At 62.1% G+C, this 14,683-nt stretch carries 10 protein-coding genes and 4 pseudogenes; 7 read left to right on the top strand and 7 right to left on the bottom strand.

Going from position 1 to position 14,683, the window contains the following annotated elements; translation table 11 throughout:
- Positions 1-115 precede the first annotated feature (115 nt).
- Positions 116-916, bottom strand: coding sequence for a sugar phosphate isomerase/epimerase (locus L0A91_RS15780; RefSeq protein WP_235245256.1), 801 nt, complete (start codon positions 914-916; stop codon positions 116-118).
- A gap of 31 nt (positions 917-947) precedes the next feature.
- Here L0A91_RS15780 and L0A91_RS15775 point away from each other — a divergent pair, with 31 nt between their 5' ends.
- The 4 genes and pseudogenes from L0A91_RS15775 to L0A91_RS15760 all read left to right on the top strand — a co-directional run bounded on the left by L0A91_RS15775 (position 948) and on the right by L0A91_RS15760 (position 5,304).
- Positions 948-1,604, top strand: coding sequence for a hypothetical protein (locus tag L0A91_RS15775; RefSeq protein ID WP_311197879.1), 657 nt, complete (start codon positions 948-950; stop codon positions 1,602-1,604).
- A gap of 250 nt (positions 1,605-1,854) precedes the next feature.
- Positions 1,855-3,223, top strand: a pseudogene (gene radA, locus L0A91_RS15770) (DNA repair protein RadA).
- A 117-nt stretch (positions 3,224-3,340) separates the two neighbouring features.
- On the top strand, positions 3,341-4,426 hold the full coding sequence (gene disA / locus L0A91_RS15765; RefSeq protein ID WP_235245254.1) for a DNA integrity scanning diadenylate cyclase DisA: 1,086 nt from the start codon (positions 3,341-3,343) through the stop codon (positions 4,424-4,426).
- Positions 4,423-5,304, top strand: a pseudogene (locus L0A91_RS15760) (A/G-specific adenine glycosylase). Before disA ends, L0A91_RS15760 begins: the two are co-directional and overlap by 4 nt.
- 1 nt (position 5,305) lies before the next feature.
- Here L0A91_RS15760 and L0A91_RS15755 read toward each other — a convergent pair.
- The 4 genes and pseudogenes from L0A91_RS15755 to L0A91_RS15735 form a co-directional block, all read right to left on the bottom strand.
- A complete protein-coding gene (locus L0A91_RS15755) occupies positions 5,306-6,145 on the bottom strand; it encodes a peptidoglycan bridge formation glycyltransferase FemA/FemB family protein (protein WP_235245252.1) in 840 nt (279 codons plus the stop codon).
- Positions 6,146-6,510: 365 nt separating this feature from the next.
- Positions 6,511-9,017: pseudogene (locus L0A91_RS15745) on the bottom strand (ATP-dependent Clp protease ATP-binding subunit).
- A gap of 154 nt (positions 9,018-9,171) precedes the next feature.
- The gene (locus tag L0A91_RS15740; RefSeq protein ID WP_235245251.1) at positions 9,172-9,687 is read right to left on the bottom strand and encodes a (2Fe-2S)-binding protein; all 516 of its coding nucleotides are present in this window, start codon (positions 9,685-9,687) and stop codon (positions 9,172-9,174) included.
- Complete coding sequence (locus tag L0A91_RS15735; RefSeq protein WP_235245250.1) at positions 9,677-10,570, bottom strand: Ku protein; 894 nt, start codon at positions 10,568-10,570, stop codon at positions 9,677-9,679. The genes L0A91_RS15740 and L0A91_RS15735 overlap by 11 nt, the downstream gene beginning before the upstream one ends.
- A 40-nt stretch (positions 10,571-10,610) precedes the next feature.
- On the opposite strand from L0A91_RS15735, the gene L0A91_RS19335 reads away from it, so the two are divergent.
- The 3 genes from L0A91_RS19335 to L0A91_RS15725 are packed head-to-tail and all read left to right on the top strand — an operon-like array spanning position 10,611 to position 12,378.
- The gene (locus tag L0A91_RS19335) at positions 10,611-10,904 is read left to right on the top strand and encodes a hypothetical protein (protein ID WP_311197878.1); all 294 of its coding nucleotides are present in this window, start codon (positions 10,611-10,613) and stop codon (positions 10,902-10,904) included.
- Complete coding sequence (locus L0A91_RS15730) at positions 10,901-11,554, top strand: hypothetical protein (protein ID WP_311197877.1); 654 nt, start codon at positions 10,901-10,903, stop codon at positions 11,552-11,554. Before L0A91_RS19335 ends, L0A91_RS15730 begins: the two co-directional genes overlap by 4 nt.
- The gene (locus L0A91_RS15725; protein ID WP_311197876.1) at positions 11,551-12,378 is read left to right on the top strand and encodes an ATP-dependent DNA ligase; all 828 of its coding nucleotides are present in this window, start codon (positions 11,551-11,553) and stop codon (positions 12,376-12,378) included. Before L0A91_RS15730 ends, L0A91_RS15725 begins: the two co-directional genes overlap by 4 nt.
- A 176-nt stretch (positions 12,379-12,554) precedes the next feature.
- Here the strand turns inward: L0A91_RS15725 and L0A91_RS15720 are convergent, their stop codons facing one another.
- Together L0A91_RS15720 and lysS are read right to left on the bottom strand one after the other, a co-directional pair.
- A complete protein-coding gene (locus L0A91_RS15720) occupies positions 12,555-12,890 on the bottom strand; it encodes an Lsr2 family protein (RefSeq protein WP_220121302.1) in 336 nt (111 codons plus the stop codon).
- A 334-nt stretch (positions 12,891-13,224) separates the two neighbouring features.
- Positions 13,225-14,659: pseudogene (lysS, locus tag L0A91_RS15715) on the bottom strand (lysine--tRNA ligase); the annotation flags it as partial.
- Between the last annotated feature and the right edge of the window lie 24 nt (positions 14,660-14,683).

The raw sequence follows: 14,683 nt of genomic DNA, 5'->3' as shown, positions 1-14,683 counted from the left end.
AAAAGGCCCTGCCGCATCAAGTTCGCTGGGTCTAGTACACCGAGGTCCATTGGCACAGATTACGGCCTATAGCGCTCTGTTTGCACCCCGGTCCCCCGTCGGGTGTATTTCACCCCTACGCTGACGCGTCAACCCGACCCAGGTGCGCTCGGGCGAACGCGAGCGACTCGGCTAAATCGATCTCTCGCTGCTTGCGCCCCACGGTTCGAGTGCCGACTTCAAGGGTAACGATGCCACCGAAGTCGTTGGCAACAAGTTGCTCGAGCACCTCGGCACAGGGCTGTGATCCGCGACCGGGCACCAAGTGCTCGTCTTTGAAACTGCCGAACGAATCGCCTAGGTGAATGTGCGATAGCCGGTCGCCAATGCGGTTCAACAGGTCAATGGAATCAGTGCCTGCAGTTGCCGCGTGCGAGATATCCAGGGTCATATGTGCGTAGTCCTGGCTTGTTGGGTCGTGGTCAGGCAGGTAGGCCTGCATCTCACGACCCGCAGCCCGCCACGGGAACATGTTCTCCACAGCCAACACCATCCCGGTGGCTGCCTCACGCTGAGCCACTCCTGCGACAAACTCTTCGGCATAGCCGCGCTGCCACCGAAAGGGCGGATGCAAGACGACACAGCCGGCACCAACCTCGTGGGCTAACTCGATCGAACGGTCGATCTTGCCCCACGGGTCCCAGCCCCAAAGTCGCTGTGCCAACAACAACGTCGGCGCATGGATGGCACCAATCGTTAACTCGTGGAGTTCACAGAGATTCTTAAGAACGCCGGCCTCTTGGGTCACCGGATCGGTCCACACCATGATCTCAACGCCGTCGTAGCCAAGCCGTTGCGCCAACTCGAAGCCGTATGCGGCGTTGTTCGGATAGACCGCGGACGTGGACAGGTGGATGGGGATATCCCGGTTTGCCATGTGGCCCAGGCTAGCCGCTTAGGCTGTTGATATGCCCAGTGCTGACTTTGCCCCCGAAGTCGACCTCAACGCACCCCGCTGGTGGGTTGAGTTTGAGGATCCCGCTGACTCCGACCAGCGCCTGAGATGTGACCTCACGTGGCTGACCTCTTACTACAACTGCATTTTTGGCCAAGGGTGTCCCGGCATCTACGACGAGCGCCCTGACGATGGCTGCTGCACCCTGGGCGCGCATTTCACCGATCAGGACGACATCGATCGTGTCAGCAGCGTTGTCGAGGGCTTAGGGCCTGATGAGTGGCAGTTGCACGATTCGGGCCGAGACGGCTTCTGGCTCGATGTGGATGGAGATGACGCCTCGACGAAAGTCGTTGACGGGGCCTGCATCTTTCTCAACCGGCCCGGCTTTGCTCAGGGCGCTGGCTGCGCTCTTCACCAGGTGGCGATGCGGGCAGATGTGCCGCCACTGACGATGAAGCCGGACGTCTGTTGGCAGTTGCCGATCCGACGGACCTACCGCACCGTGGAGTTGCCCGACGACACGTCATACCTGGAGATCAGCATTGGTGAATATGACCGTCGCGGCTGGGGGCCCGGGGACACGAGCTTGATTGGTATTGCACGGGGCAACCGGGTGCTCACACCGGGGCGGATCCGGTGTACCTGTCATTGCGGGACGAGCTCGTAGAGTTAATGGGCCTGGCCGCGTATGAAGAGTTGGCTAGGCTGTGCGCCGAAGCAATGCCCGCGCCGCATGCCAGGAAGGCGCCCAATGGACGCACTTTGCTACCCGTGTTTGTCCACCACGCTACCGAAGCAGCCCTGAAGGCTTAAGCCTCCTGGCATCTGCAGCGACCTCATTCAGGCGCTCCTCATTGCCTAGCAAAATTCGAAGGGCCGGAGCAAGGTATGTCGGTGGCTGAACCTAGTCTCTAACTATGGCTTCACGTTCATCATCCGCACGCCCTAGCTTTCGTTGCACTGACTGCGGTTGGACCACCCTGAAATGGGTCGGCAAGTGTGGCGAGTGCCAAGCGTGGGGCACCGTCAGCGAGACAAACGCCATGACTGTCCGCACGGCTGCTGCAGCCCCTTCACGCCCGGCACTGCCGATTGCAGACGTCGACGCTGACGTCGCCAGGGCCACCAGCACAGGAGTCGGCGAGTTTGATCGCGTATTGGGCGGCGGCCTGGTGCCAGGTGCAGTGCTCCTCATGGCTGGGGAGCCTGGCATTGGCAAGTCCACTCTGGCCCTCGAGGTGGCGGCACGGGCTGCGCGTGCCGGACACACTGTTCTCTACGTGTCAGGCGAAGAGTCCGCGGCTCAGGTCAAACTCCGAGCACAGCGCATTGATGCGCTAGCACCGAATTTGTTTCTCGCATCAGAGACTGATTTGGGCGCAGCTCTGGGCTTGCTGGATCAAGTTAATCCAAGCCTGCTGGTGGTCGACTCAGTTCAGACCTTGGCCAGTTCCCAGATCGATGGCGCTGCTGGCAACGTGGGGCAGATCCGCGAGGTTGCCTCCGCTTTGATTCAGGCAGCCAAGGCCAACAACATCTCCGCGCTGCTAATCGGCCACGTCACCAAGGACGGCTCAATTGCCGGGCCTCGAGCCCTAGAGCACCTCGTCGATGTGGTGATTCAGTTTGAGGGTGAGCGTCACTCGCGGTTGCGTTTGGTGCGCGCAATTAAGAACCGCTACGGCCCCACCGATGAAGTCGGCTGTTTCGACATGGGCGATACTGGCATTGTTGGGCTCGCCGACCCCAGTGCACTCTTTCTCACCAGCCGAGATCGCCCCGTGGCGGGGACGTGTGTGACCGTGACTTTAGAGGGCCGCAGGCCCTGGTTGCAGAGGTTCAAGCTCTGGTGACCGACTCCACCGGTGGCAGCCCCGGCGCACCACCAGTGGGCTCGATTCCTCAAGGTTGGCCATGGTGCTCGCCGTGCTCACCCGCCGTGCAGGCCTCGACGTCAACGGGGCTGACTGCTATGCCTCCACGGTCGGCGGGGTTCGTCTAGGCGAGCCTGCGACGGACTTGGCTGTGGCCCTCTCGGTGGCCGGCGCCAAGCTTGATCGCGCGCTCCCCCAGGGCCTCGTGGCCTTCGGGGAAGTGGGGCTGGCGGGCGACCTTCGCCCAGTCACCGGAGCGCCCCGGCGACTCGCTGAGGCAGCGCGGATTGGCTATCGCCGAGCCATCGTGCCCGCTGGCTCGATGTCCGAGGGCGACGCGCCTAAAAACATGCGAGTGATTGAGGCCAGCACCTTGCCCGAGGCGATTCAATTGGGCTTAACCGGATCGTGACCGCTACGCACGTGGCCCACTAGTTACGGGCCGGTACGATTGCAGCAATACTGTGTGGGCTCCGATCACTCTTCGACGGCATTATTCGCACACAGCGTCACGGCAAAGCGGGGATGGATGAGCAACGAAGGGCCCACAGACCAGGAAGTCCTGCGCTCGGTCATTGCTGCTATTGCCCCCGGCACCGATTTGCGTGACGGGCTGGACCGCATCTTGCGAGGGCGCACCGGCGCCATGATCGTCTTGGGCGACGACGACGCCGTCACCGCCATCAGCACGGGTGGCTTCCAGTTAGACATCGAGTTTTCTGCTACCCGCTTGCGTGAGCTAGCCAAGATGGACGGCGCGATCGTGCTCGACCGTGCCGGCAGCAAAATCGTCCGCGCAGCCACCCAACTCGTGCCCGACCCCACGATCGAGACGCGCGAGAGCGGCACCCGGCACCGCACCGCAGAGCGAGTGGCCAAACAGACTCGTCACCCAGTGGTGTCAGTCAGCCAGTCGATGGCCATCGTTGCTATCTACGTCGGCGACGTTCGTTATGTCCTTGAAGACTCAGGTCAGATTTTGGCGCGCTCTAACCAAGCCCTGCAGACCCTAGAGCGTTACCGCTCCCGCTTTGATGAGGTTGCGGGCTCCTTGTCAGCCCTGGAGATCGAAGACTTGGTCACGGTGCGTGATGTCGCCAGTGTGCTGCAACGCCTCGAGATGGTCAGCCGCATCAGCCGTGAGATCGAGCAGTACGCCGTGGAGTTGGGCGTCGATGGACGCCTCATCAGCCTGCAATTGGCCGAGCTCACCGGCGGGATTGGCAATGACCGTGAGTTGGTCGCCCGCGACTACACCGGCCAAGGTGGCGCGCAGCGCTCGCCCAGCGAGGTCCTGGCCTGCCTGGGTCGGCTTTCTGGTCCCGACCTGCTCGACTTGGCCCAAGTCGCTCGGTGTATGGGCTTCTCTGCTCAAAGCGACGCTCTCGACACATCGGTGTCGCCCTGCGGCTACCGTCTCCTGGGCAAGGTGCCCCGCTTGCCCATCGCCGTAGCTACTCGACTGATCATCCACTTTGGCACGTTGCAGGCGCTGCTCGCCGCTGGCGTTGGCGACCTTACTCAGGTCGATGGGGTGGGCGAACACCGCGCCCGCACCATCCGCGAAGGGCTTTCCAGACTGGCCGAGACCAGCATCCTCGAGCGCTACGTGTGACTTCCGCAGTTGAGGAGCAACTTCAATCTGAAGTGCTCGACTGGTTTTCCCGAGCTGCCCGCGACCTGCCGTGGCGAGCGGCCGACTGCTCGCCCTGGGGTGTTCTCGTCAGCGAAATCATGCTGCAGCAAACTCCCGTGGTGCGGGTCTTGCCGGTATGGCACGAATGGCTGGCCCGTTGGCCAACCCCGGTGATCTCGCCGCCGAAAGCTCCGGCGAAGCAGTCCGCGCTTGGGGCCGACTGGGCTATCCACGCCGGGCCCTTCGCCTACACGCCGCAGCAACCTTGATCGCCCAAGATCACGACGGCCGTGTGCCCCGCGACCCCGTCGAGTTGCGCGCGTTGCCCGGCATTGGTGAATACACCGCAGCCGCGGTCAGCGCCTTTGCTTTGGCGACCCAGCCACCGTCGTGGACACCAATGTCCGCCGTGTGTTGGCTCGGGCTCGCAGCGGTGAGGCCCTGCCAGCAATGAGCCTCAACCGCGCCGAAATGCGATTGGCCCACGAGAACGTCCCGGCTGATCGCGAACGTGCTGCCGCTTGGAATGCTGGCGTCATGGAGTTGGGCGCTCTCGTCTGCAAGGCTCGCTCCCCGAGTGCGATGTCTGCCCGATTCGCTCACACTGCGCATGGCGGGCTGCAGGCTATCCGCCCTATGCCGGCCCGCCGCGCAAGGGGCAAGCGTGGGATGGCACCGATCGCCAATGCAGAGGTGCCCTGCTGCAGGTGCTGCGATCACGCGATCAGCCAATCCCGGCCGAGCAACTCTCGCTAGCCTGGGCCGATGCCGAGCAGCGCGAGCGCTGTGTGGCATCGCTCCTTGCGGATCAACTACTCGAGAAAGCTCCCGCAGGGCATTACCGGCTCCCCGGTTAAGTCACAGAATGTCGTCAGTGGTGCCGCGCGAGCGATAGTTCACATACTGCTTGCGCACCTTCAGTGCCTTTTGCAGCACTGGGCTGACCGGGCTGAGCGCCAAGTCATAGGCCGGGTACCAGTAGCGCTTGGTGCTGAACTTCAACTTCATCTTGAACACGCCGTACGAGTGCTTGGATTCATCCAACAAACGCGGGATGCCCCAGAAGTCGAACGTCGTGTAGCCGTGCGCTTTGGCATCCCGCATCGACTCCCAGTAGAACGCGTCAGGGGCCTTGGTATCCTTGCGCTTCTGCCCCTCTAGCGGCGGGCGGTCATCACGGATCGAACCGCCATAGAGGTAACAGGTTGAGTCACCGATAGCGAGGAACATGCCCCCGGCTAGCGGTCGGCCCTCATGTCGGGACAGCACGATGTATGCCTCACTGCCATCGCCATTCGCTTCACGCAGCAGCGTTTCGTAGTAGGCCCGCGGGAAAGAGCCCAACTGGGCACGCTCGTTGGTCGCCGTGAAGATGTCCCAGAAGCCCTCGAAGTCGTCATCGCGCCCCGCTTCAACGCCCATGCGCTGCGAGCCACGGACGTTGCGCCTGGCCATTTTGTGCAGGCCGTTAAACAGTTCGTCTTCACTAGCACTGAGATCGGCCAAGATGGTGTGCTCTGGCTGCTCGGCGACACCACGCTTGAACGGTCCCAGAGCGGCCGGAATCACCGACTGCTCTTCGTCAAGGTCCGTTTGGGTGGCTTCGGTCCCAGCCAAGATCGGCACTGAAGGCTCAATCTTGACGTGAATATCGGTGCGCCGGGCAATCTTCTTGATTGCCTTGGCGACCTCGGGCAAATCGTCCAGCGTCTGCAGCGCCGGGCCGCGGGGGCGTACAGTGTGGCCACACCGGGGACCAGCGTTTTGCGGATCAACTGGATCGCGCCAACGGTCTCGCCGTCTCGGCGGATGAAGAACCTCATCGGCTCTTGGCCGATGACCTTCCGCGCCTCGCCATAGCCCCAACTTTGCAGCGGGCTCGTGATGGGCATCTGCGCCACAACAGCGTTGTAGGCGTTGCGGTCGACGGCTTCAATCAGGAGAGGGACACGCTTTGACCATAGCGACAACCTATGGGCCGCACATAACTTGACGCGGCCCAAAACGCCGAATTGGCGAGCCCGTTTCCGGGCCCGCCATTTCGATGTCTATTCAGTGCAGAACTACTCCGAGGGCAGTTCCTCAACCTCGATCACATCTGGCAACTCCGACTTGTCGGTGCCGCTGAACGTGAACTCAGCCTTCTTACCCTCGCCGACAGCGTCGACCAAGATGATCTGGCCAGCGCTGATCTCCTTGAAGAGGATCTTCTCGGACAGTTGGTCTTCGATGTCGCGCTGAATCGCACGGCGCAGCGGACGAGCACCCAAGACCGGGTCATACCCGCGCTTGGCCAACAGTGCCTTGGCAGCCGGCGTGATCTCCAGGCCCATGTCCTGGTCCTTCAGACGGACATCGACCTTGGCGATCATCAGGTCCACGATCTGCTCGATCTCGACCTGAGTCAGCTGCGGGAAGACGATGGTGTCGTCAACACGGTTGAGGAACTCGGGGCGGAAGTGCTGCTTGAGCTCATCCGTCACCTTGTTCTTCATCCGGTCGTAGTCGCTGCTGGAGTCTGCGCCGGGGCTGAAGCCCAACGAGACGCCCTTGGCAATGTCGCGGGTTCCCAGTTGGTCGTCATGATGATGACGGTGTTCTTGAAGTCGACGACACGTCCCTGGGAATCGGTCAAGCGACCGTCTTCCAAGATCTGCAGCAGCGAGTTGAAGATGTCCGGGTGGGCCTTTTCGACCTCATCGAACAGCACCACCGAGAACGGCTTGCGGCGCACCTTTTCGGTGAGCTGGCCACCCTCTTCATAGCCGACATAGCCGGGAGGCGAGCCGAACATACGAGACACCGTGTGCTTCTCGGAGTACTCCGACATGTCCAAGGTGATGAGGGCATCCTCGTCACCGAACAGGAACTCGGCGAGTGCCTTAGCCAACTCGGTCTTACCAACACCGGTCGGACCAGCGAAGATGAACGAGCCACCAGGACGACGCGGGTCCTTCAGACCAGCACGAGTGCGTCGAATGGCCTGAGACATTGCCTTGATGGCCTCGTCCATACCAACGATGCGCTTGTGCAGTTCGTCTTCCATGTGCAGCAGACGGCTGGACTCTTCCTCGGTCAACTTGAAGACCGGGATGCCGGTCGATGCAGCAAGCACCTCAGCAATCAGCTCTTCGTCGACCTCGGCAACGACGTCCATGTCGCCGGCCTTCCATTCCTTCTCACGAGCAGCGCGCGCCTGGGTGAGCTTGTGCTCCTCGTCGCGCAGACGTGCTGCCTTCTCGAAGTCCTGGCTGTCGATGGCCGACTCCTTCTCCAACTTGGCGGCCGCGATCTTGTCGTCGAACTCGCGCAGGTCTGGCGGAGCGGTCATCCGACGGATGCGCAAGCGCGCACCAGCCTCATCGATCAAGTCGATGGCCTTGTCCGGCAAGAACCGGTCGTTGATGTAGCGGTCTGCCATGTTGGCAGCAGCAGCCAATGCGCCGTCGGTGATCGAAACGCGGTGGTGTGCCTCGTAACGGTCGCGCAGGCCCTTGAGGATTTCGATGGCGTGCGCCAGCGTCGGCTCATTGACCTGAATCGGCTGGAAGCGACGCTCAAGAGCGGCGTCCTTCTCAATGTGCTTGCGGTACTCATCCAGCGTGGTGGCACCAATGGTCTGCAGCTCACCACGAGCCAACATCGGCTTCAGGATGCTGGCAGCGTCAATTGCGCCCTCGGCTGCACCTGCACCGACCAGAGTGTGAATCTCGTCGATGAACAGAATGATGTCGCCACGGGTGCGGATCTCCTTGAGAACCTTCTTCAGGCGCTCTTCGAAGTCACCGCGGTAGCGGCTACCGGCAACCAATGCACCGAGGTCCAAGGTGTACAACTGCTTGTCGCGCAGCGTCTCGGGCACCTCGCCGCGCACGATGTCGGCAGCGAGACCCTCAACAACAGCGGTCTTACCAACACCGGGCTCACCGATGAGGACAGGGTTGTTCTTGGTGCGGCGCGACAGCACCTGCATGACGCGCTCAATCTCGCTGGAGCGGCCAATCACCGGGTCAAGCTTGCCCTCGCGGGCAGCCTGGGTGAGGTTGCGACCAAACTGGTCAAGCACCAACGAGCCAGCCTGCTGGCCCTCTTGGGCTCCGGCGCCAACTCCAGCGGAGGCGGCCTCCTTGCCCTGGTAGCCCGACAGCAACTGGATCACGGTCTGGCGCACGCGGTTGAGGTCGGCACCCAAAGCGATCAGCGCCTGGGCAGCCATGCCCTCGCCTTCGCGGATGAGGCCGAGCAGGATGTGCTCGGTGCCGATGTAGTTGTGACCCAACTGCAGACCCTCACGGAGGGAAAGCTCCAGCACCTTCTTGGCACGTGGCGTGAAAGGAATGTGCCCGGTTGGGGACTGCTGGCCGGGGCCGATGCTCTCTTGCACCTGGTTGCGGACAGCATCTAGTGAGATGCCGAGGGATTCAAGGGCCTTTGCGGCGACCCCTTCGCCCTCGTGGATCAGGCCGAGCAAGATGTGCTCGGTGCCGATGTAGTTGTGGTTGAGCATTCGCGCTTCTTCCTGCGCGAGAACTACAACCCGGCGGGCCCGGTCGGTAAACCGTTCGAACATGGTCTCTCCTGACGTTCGAGATACCTCGATGGTATGTGCGTCTGACTGGCTCAACGCCGCTTTGCGCAGGACTGTTCCACATTCAGGCCCAATATGAGCCTATGTTCGCCCACGGCATAAGGCGCTGGAGGGAATCAGGCGAAATTAACGGCGCCTAGCGACGTCGGGGACATCCTGCGCACTCGCTTGCACCTGGCAACGCGAAGATAAAACAGCAGGCTTGGCGGCCTGCCCCAGTGTTAGCGCTTGGCTGGGCCGCCGCATTCCACACGTCCTCGACCAATCCGAGTCGCTGCTTGCTGCTCATCGCCGCCTCAGGGCGATAGCCAGCAAGGAACTGCGCGGCCCACTCCCGGTATGCCCGCTCTGCAGGAGCCGCCCAAGCCTGGCTGCGTGCGGTGTTGCTTCCAGGCTCCTTCGCCAGGCAGAGGACCCGCGGGAAGAACGTGCGCGGGTGTAATGACACCGTCGCTCCGTCGGTGATCACGCCGGGCGCCTTGCCGAGGTGACTCGCCACGATCGCGGCTGACACCAACACCTGCAGGCTCCACTGGGCGACAAAGGTTGCAGCGACCGCGGGTGGAGCCTGCGTCCCGGCGCTCTGCGCATCACGCGTCGCACGCCGCCAGCCCACTTGCCGCCGCCCGGTAAGGACATCGTCAAAGGTCAACTGCGAGCCGGCACCTGGGTGGCCCTGGCAACCAATATGGACGGGCACTGGCAGCGCGGCCTCGGCGGGAGCGGCCAGCGACGTCACCCCGTTTCGAGTCTGTGCTGCTGGTGTCGTCTGAGCGGCTGGCCTTAGCCCGATCGACACTGCGCTGCAGGGCGGCCAGCAGGTCGACAACCTCACCGCCGTCGTCCTCAGCGTCGGCTGCCGGCTTGGTTTGCGTGTCTCCGCCCTCGATCTTGGACTTCACCAGCGCCTCGACCGCCTGCTGATAGTCGTCTTCGTAGTCCTCAGGCTCAAAGTCGCCGGCCATCGACTCGATCAGCATCCGAGCCATCGCCACTTCGGACTCTTTGGGCTCGGTGTCGGTGTCGAGATGGTTGAGCTCTTTGGTCGCCCGAATCTCGTCGGGCCAGAGCAAGGTCTGCAGCAGGATCGCATCATCTTTGACCCGCAGGGCCGCGATCGTCATCCGGTTGCGGATAGCGACGGTGACGATCGCGACGCGGTCACTATCGCGCAGAGATTCGCGCAGCAGCGCATACGCCTTGGCACCCAGCGCATCGGGCTCGATGTAATACGGCTTGTCATACAGAATCGGGTCGATCTGGCTGGCCGGCACGAACCGCTCCACCGCGATCTCTTTGGAGCTGCGGTTAGGCAGCGACGCAAAGTCCTCATCGGTCAGCACAACCGTCTGGCCGTCCTCTGATTCATACGCCTTCGCGATGTCGCGGTAGGCCACTTCCTCCCCGTCGGCCTGCGCGATCCGCCGCAGCCTGATCCGGCTGCCATCGCTGGCTCGTACCTGGTGGAAACTCAAGTCGTGGTTTTCGGTCGCCGAGTAAAGTCGCACCGGGACGTTAACCAACCCGAACGACACTGCGCCCTTCCAAATAGCTCGCACCCCTCAGGATGGACCCATGAGACCCATGCTCGCCACTCCCGGTGCTGCAGCGGGCCCAGTATTGGTGCCTCAAGGTGCAGGGTGGCGCCACGAAGTGAAGTGGGACGGCGTGCGGTTGCTGGTGGATATCGGGGCCGATGGCCTCGTCGCCACGTCCCGCTCTGGCCGCAATGTGTCGGTGGGATTCCCCGAGTTTGCCGGTCTGCAGAGCCTCGCCTCCGACATGCTGCTCGATGGTGAGGCCGTGGCCCTGATTGACGGCAAGCCGGACTTTTCCACATTGTGGACCGGGTCCACCACTCGTCGGTGACATCAGCGGCCCAAGCCGCAGCCAGCCGCCCAGCGACCTTCATGATCTTTGACCTCTTGCGCTTTGATGGGATGGACTTGAGCGGTCTGCCCTGGGCCGACCGGCGGCGATTGCTCGAGGACCTCATCCCACCGGCCCGTCACTGGCAAGTGCCACCCACGTATGCCGATGGGCAGCAACTCTTGGAAGCCACCGCTGAGCAGGGCCTTGAGGGCGTGGTCTCCAAGAGGGTCACCTCGCGCTACTACTCCGGCCAGCGCAGCGAAGACTGGCTGAAGTTCCCCCATCGACGGACCCAAAGCGTGGTCATCGGCGGCTGGCGCCCTGAGATGGGGCGCCAGGTGCTCGGTGGCCTTCTGGTGGGGACACCTTCGGCTAGCCAAAATCAACTCACTTTTCTGGGACGAGTTGGCAGCGGACTCAGCGGCGCTGCGGGACGAGCACTGCAGGCGACCATAACGGGTTTGGCCAGCGACCACAGCCCTTTTGCTCAACAGATCCCAGCCGAAGACTCCGCGAGAGCCCGCTGGCTTCACCCCTCACTCGTCATCGACGTCGCCTCACTCGGCGCCACCCGCGGCGGGCGCTTGCGGCAACCATCTTTCCAACGAGTCCGCACTGACCTCACACCCCAGGACGTCACGCCGTGAACAACCCAGCAAAATCCGTCACCACGGTCGAGGTTGATGGCCGAGCCCTCCAGATCAGCAACTTAGACAAAGTGCTCTACCCGGCCACGGGGACCACCAAGGGCGAGGTTTTGCAGTACTACGTCAGTGTTGCCGATCGGATCCTGCCGCAACTCAAAGACCGACCCGTGACGCGCATCCGCTGGCCACACGGCGTTGCCGACAACCATTTCTTTGAAAAGAACCTGCCCAGCGGCGCGCCTGATTGGCTGCCACGCGTCGAAGTCACCGGGCACGGCTCTCGTGGGGGCGCCAGGGTGACCTATCCCCTGGTCCGTGATGTCGCCACGTTGGTCTATCTAGTCAATCTCGGCTCGCTGGAGTTGCATTCTCCCCAGTGGCGAGTCGATGGAGACGGCAAACCGACGAACCCCGATCGGCTAGTCATCGACCTTGACCCTGGCCCCGGCGCAGGCCTGGCGGAATGCGCCCAGGTCGCGTTGTTGGTCCGGGAAGTGCTGACCTCGGCTGGCTTGGCCTCGTGGCCGTGCACCAGTGGCAGCAAAGGCATGCAAATGTATGCCGAGTTAGATGGTCAACGAGGCAGCCATGAGGTCAGCGCTGTGGCTAAGTCACTCGCCATGCACCTCACCGACAAGCATCCCGACCTGATCTTGTGGAAGATGACGAAGGCACTGCGCGACGGCAAAGTCTTTTGGATTGGTCACAGAATGTCGCAGCGAAGACGACGATCACCCCTGGTCGCTGCGCGGGCGGGAGCAGCCTCGCGTTGCTTGCCCTCGCGAATGGTCAGAAATCGAAGATTCGGTCAGCGGCAAGGCTGAACTGCAGCACGTTTCGCTCGCCGAGGCGATAGAGCGCGCACGGGCCTAAGGCGCGAACAGGCATAGGAAAGGCCCTCACCACACAATTCGTGTGGTGAGGGCCTTAGCCAATAGCTCAGATCAGCGAGTTAGTTCGCTGCCGCGCAGAACCGTTAGTTCGCTGCCGCGCAGAACCGTTAGTTCGCTGCCGCAAACGCATCCTGCAGCTCCTGCGAGACACGGCCACGGTCGCTGACGGCGAAGCCGTTGTTGCGGCCCCACTCACGCATGCGGGCCAGCTCTTCACGGCCTGCGCCGGATGCGCCGGTAGCCCCGCGACGGCGAGTCTGACGACGGCCGCCCGAACGACGTGCCTGCCCGACCCACTTGGCCAAGTCATCGCGCAACTGCGCCGCGTGAGCGTCATTGAGATCGATCTCGTAGGTCACGCCATCGAGAGCAAACTCAACTGTCTCCGATGCCTCAGAACCGTCAACGTCGTCTTCAAGAATCACTTGCACACGTTGTGCCATTAAAACCTCATCAAATACGGGAGCCTGTTGGCGATAACTATGCGCAACAAGCAATGGAACGTCTAGGACATCTTAAAAGTATCACTAATTACGACCGTCAAACGACAAACGACAATGCTACTGCGGAGTATCCTTCCGCGGCTCTTGAACGTCCTCCTCCGCGGCCGCTGCACGCGAGTTCTCCCATTCACGTTGAGCCGCGCGTTCTCGCCTGTCGCCCTCAAGAATGTGCTTCATGATCACCCAAAAGAGGAACAGCAATCCAGCTGTGGGGATCAATGCCGCGACATAGGGCCAAACGTTCGCAAGCGCGTCCATAGTCAGGCCTCCGGCTTAACAAAGGAAAGAGAATCGTTTCGCGAATACCGGAACCGCTCAACAGCATCATGACCCGGTCTAGGCCGAGCCCAAGCCCACCCATGGGCGGGGCGGCATACTCCAGAGCCTGCAGGAAGTCCTCGTCGAGTTGCATGGCCTCCGCGTCGCCACCTGCGGCCTTGAGCGACTGTTTGGTCAGTCGCTGCCGCTGCATCTCAGGATCGACCAACTCACTAAAGGCGGTGCCACGCTCGGTGCCATCAATGATTAGGTCCCAGGCTTCAATCAGCCCAGGCTCAGTGCGGTGCGGCCGGGCTAAGGGCTGCGCTGACGCGGGGTATTCGCAGACGAAGGTGGGCTGCAACAACGTCGGCTCTACCAACTCGGAGAAGAGCTCCATGGCGATCTTTTCGCCATCCCAGACTGGGTCAATGTCCACCTCGTGCTGCTTCGCCAGCGCCGTGAGCTCTTCTGCCGGTGTTTGCACAGTGACAGCAACGCCGAGCGTGTCAGACAGGCCGCGATAGAAGGGCAGCCATTCCCACTGCGCGTCAAGATCAATCTGGCCGCGCGGAGTCTCAATCTGGCGAGACCCAATCGCGTCGGCCGCGGCCAAAATCATCTCTCTAGTGAGATCAGCCATCGATCGCTGATCGCCATAGGCCAAATACGCCTCAAGCATCGTGAACTCAGGGCTGTGGGTGGAATCAATTCCCTCGTTGCGGAAAATACGACCGATTTCAAATACTCGGTCGATTCCGCCCACAACGGCACGCTTCAAATACAACTCCAACGCGATGCGCAACGTCATCGGCAGGTCCATGGCGTTCAAATGCGTGTGAAATGGCTTTGCATTCGCTCCACCATGAACAGGCTGAAGGATCGGCGTTTCGACCTCGATAAACTCATGCGCCTCAAGCACCCCGCGAATGGCCCGCACCATAGCGGCCCGGTTCATCACCATCTGGCGCGCCTCATCGCGAACAATCAAGTCCACGTAGCGCCGACGCACGCGCTGCTCTTCAGAAAGTTCTTTATGCAAGACCGGCAACGGGCGCAGCGCCTTGACGCCATCTGCCACCGGCTCGCCATCACCGACAACTCACCGCGGCGCGAGGAGATGACCCGGCCATCAATGAACACGTGGTCACCCAGGTCGACGAGAGACTTCCAGTCCGCCAACTGATCGCCCCCCACCTCAGCCAAACTCAGCATGGCTTGCAGCCGGGTGCCATCACCAGCCTGCAAGGTGGCAAAGGCCAATTTCCGGTGTTGCGCACAAAGACAACGCGGCCAGCAACCCCAACAGCGTCCTGGGTCTCCTCGCCGGTCCCCAGGTGGCCCCATTCGGTGCGGACCTGGCGCAACGTGTGAGTGACCGGAACCGTGACTGGATAGGCCTCACGGTCTGAGTCCAGGAGTTGCTGGCGCTTAGCGCGACGCACCTGCATTTGCTCAGGAAGCTCGTTTTCCAG

The organism is Ornithinimicrobium sp. INDO-MA30-4, from assembly GCF_021535045.1.
In the GTDB taxonomy this organism is placed as follows: Bacteria; Actinomycetota; Actinomycetes; order Actinomycetales; family Dermatophilaceae; genus Ornithinicoccus.
The sequence above is the reverse complement of the archived record's forward strand: the minus strand, read 5'-3'. Positions and strand labels throughout refer to the sequence as shown.

What these genes read in the sequence shown, in the direction of transcription:
- L0A91_RS15780 (WP_235245256.1), bottom strand. Translation starts at nt 916, where the DNA reads ATGGCAAACCGGGATATCCCCATCCACCTGTCCACGTCCGCGGTCTAT.
- L0A91_RS15775 (WP_311197879.1), top strand. Translation starts at nt 948, where the DNA reads ATGCCCAGTGCTGACTTTGCCCCCGAAGTCGACCTCAACGCACCCCGC.
- disA (WP_235245254.1), top strand. Translation starts at nt 3,341, where the DNA reads ATGAGCAACGAAGGGCCCACAGACCAGGAAGTCCTGCGCTCGGTCATT.
- L0A91_RS19335 (WP_311197878.1), top strand. Translation starts at nt 10,611, where the DNA reads ATGAGACCCATGCTCGCCACTCCCGGTGCTGCAGCGGGCCCAGTATTG.
- L0A91_RS15720 (WP_220121302.1), bottom strand. Translation starts at nt 12,890, where the DNA reads ATGGCACAACGTGTGCAAGTGATTCTTGAAGACGACGTTGACGGTTCT.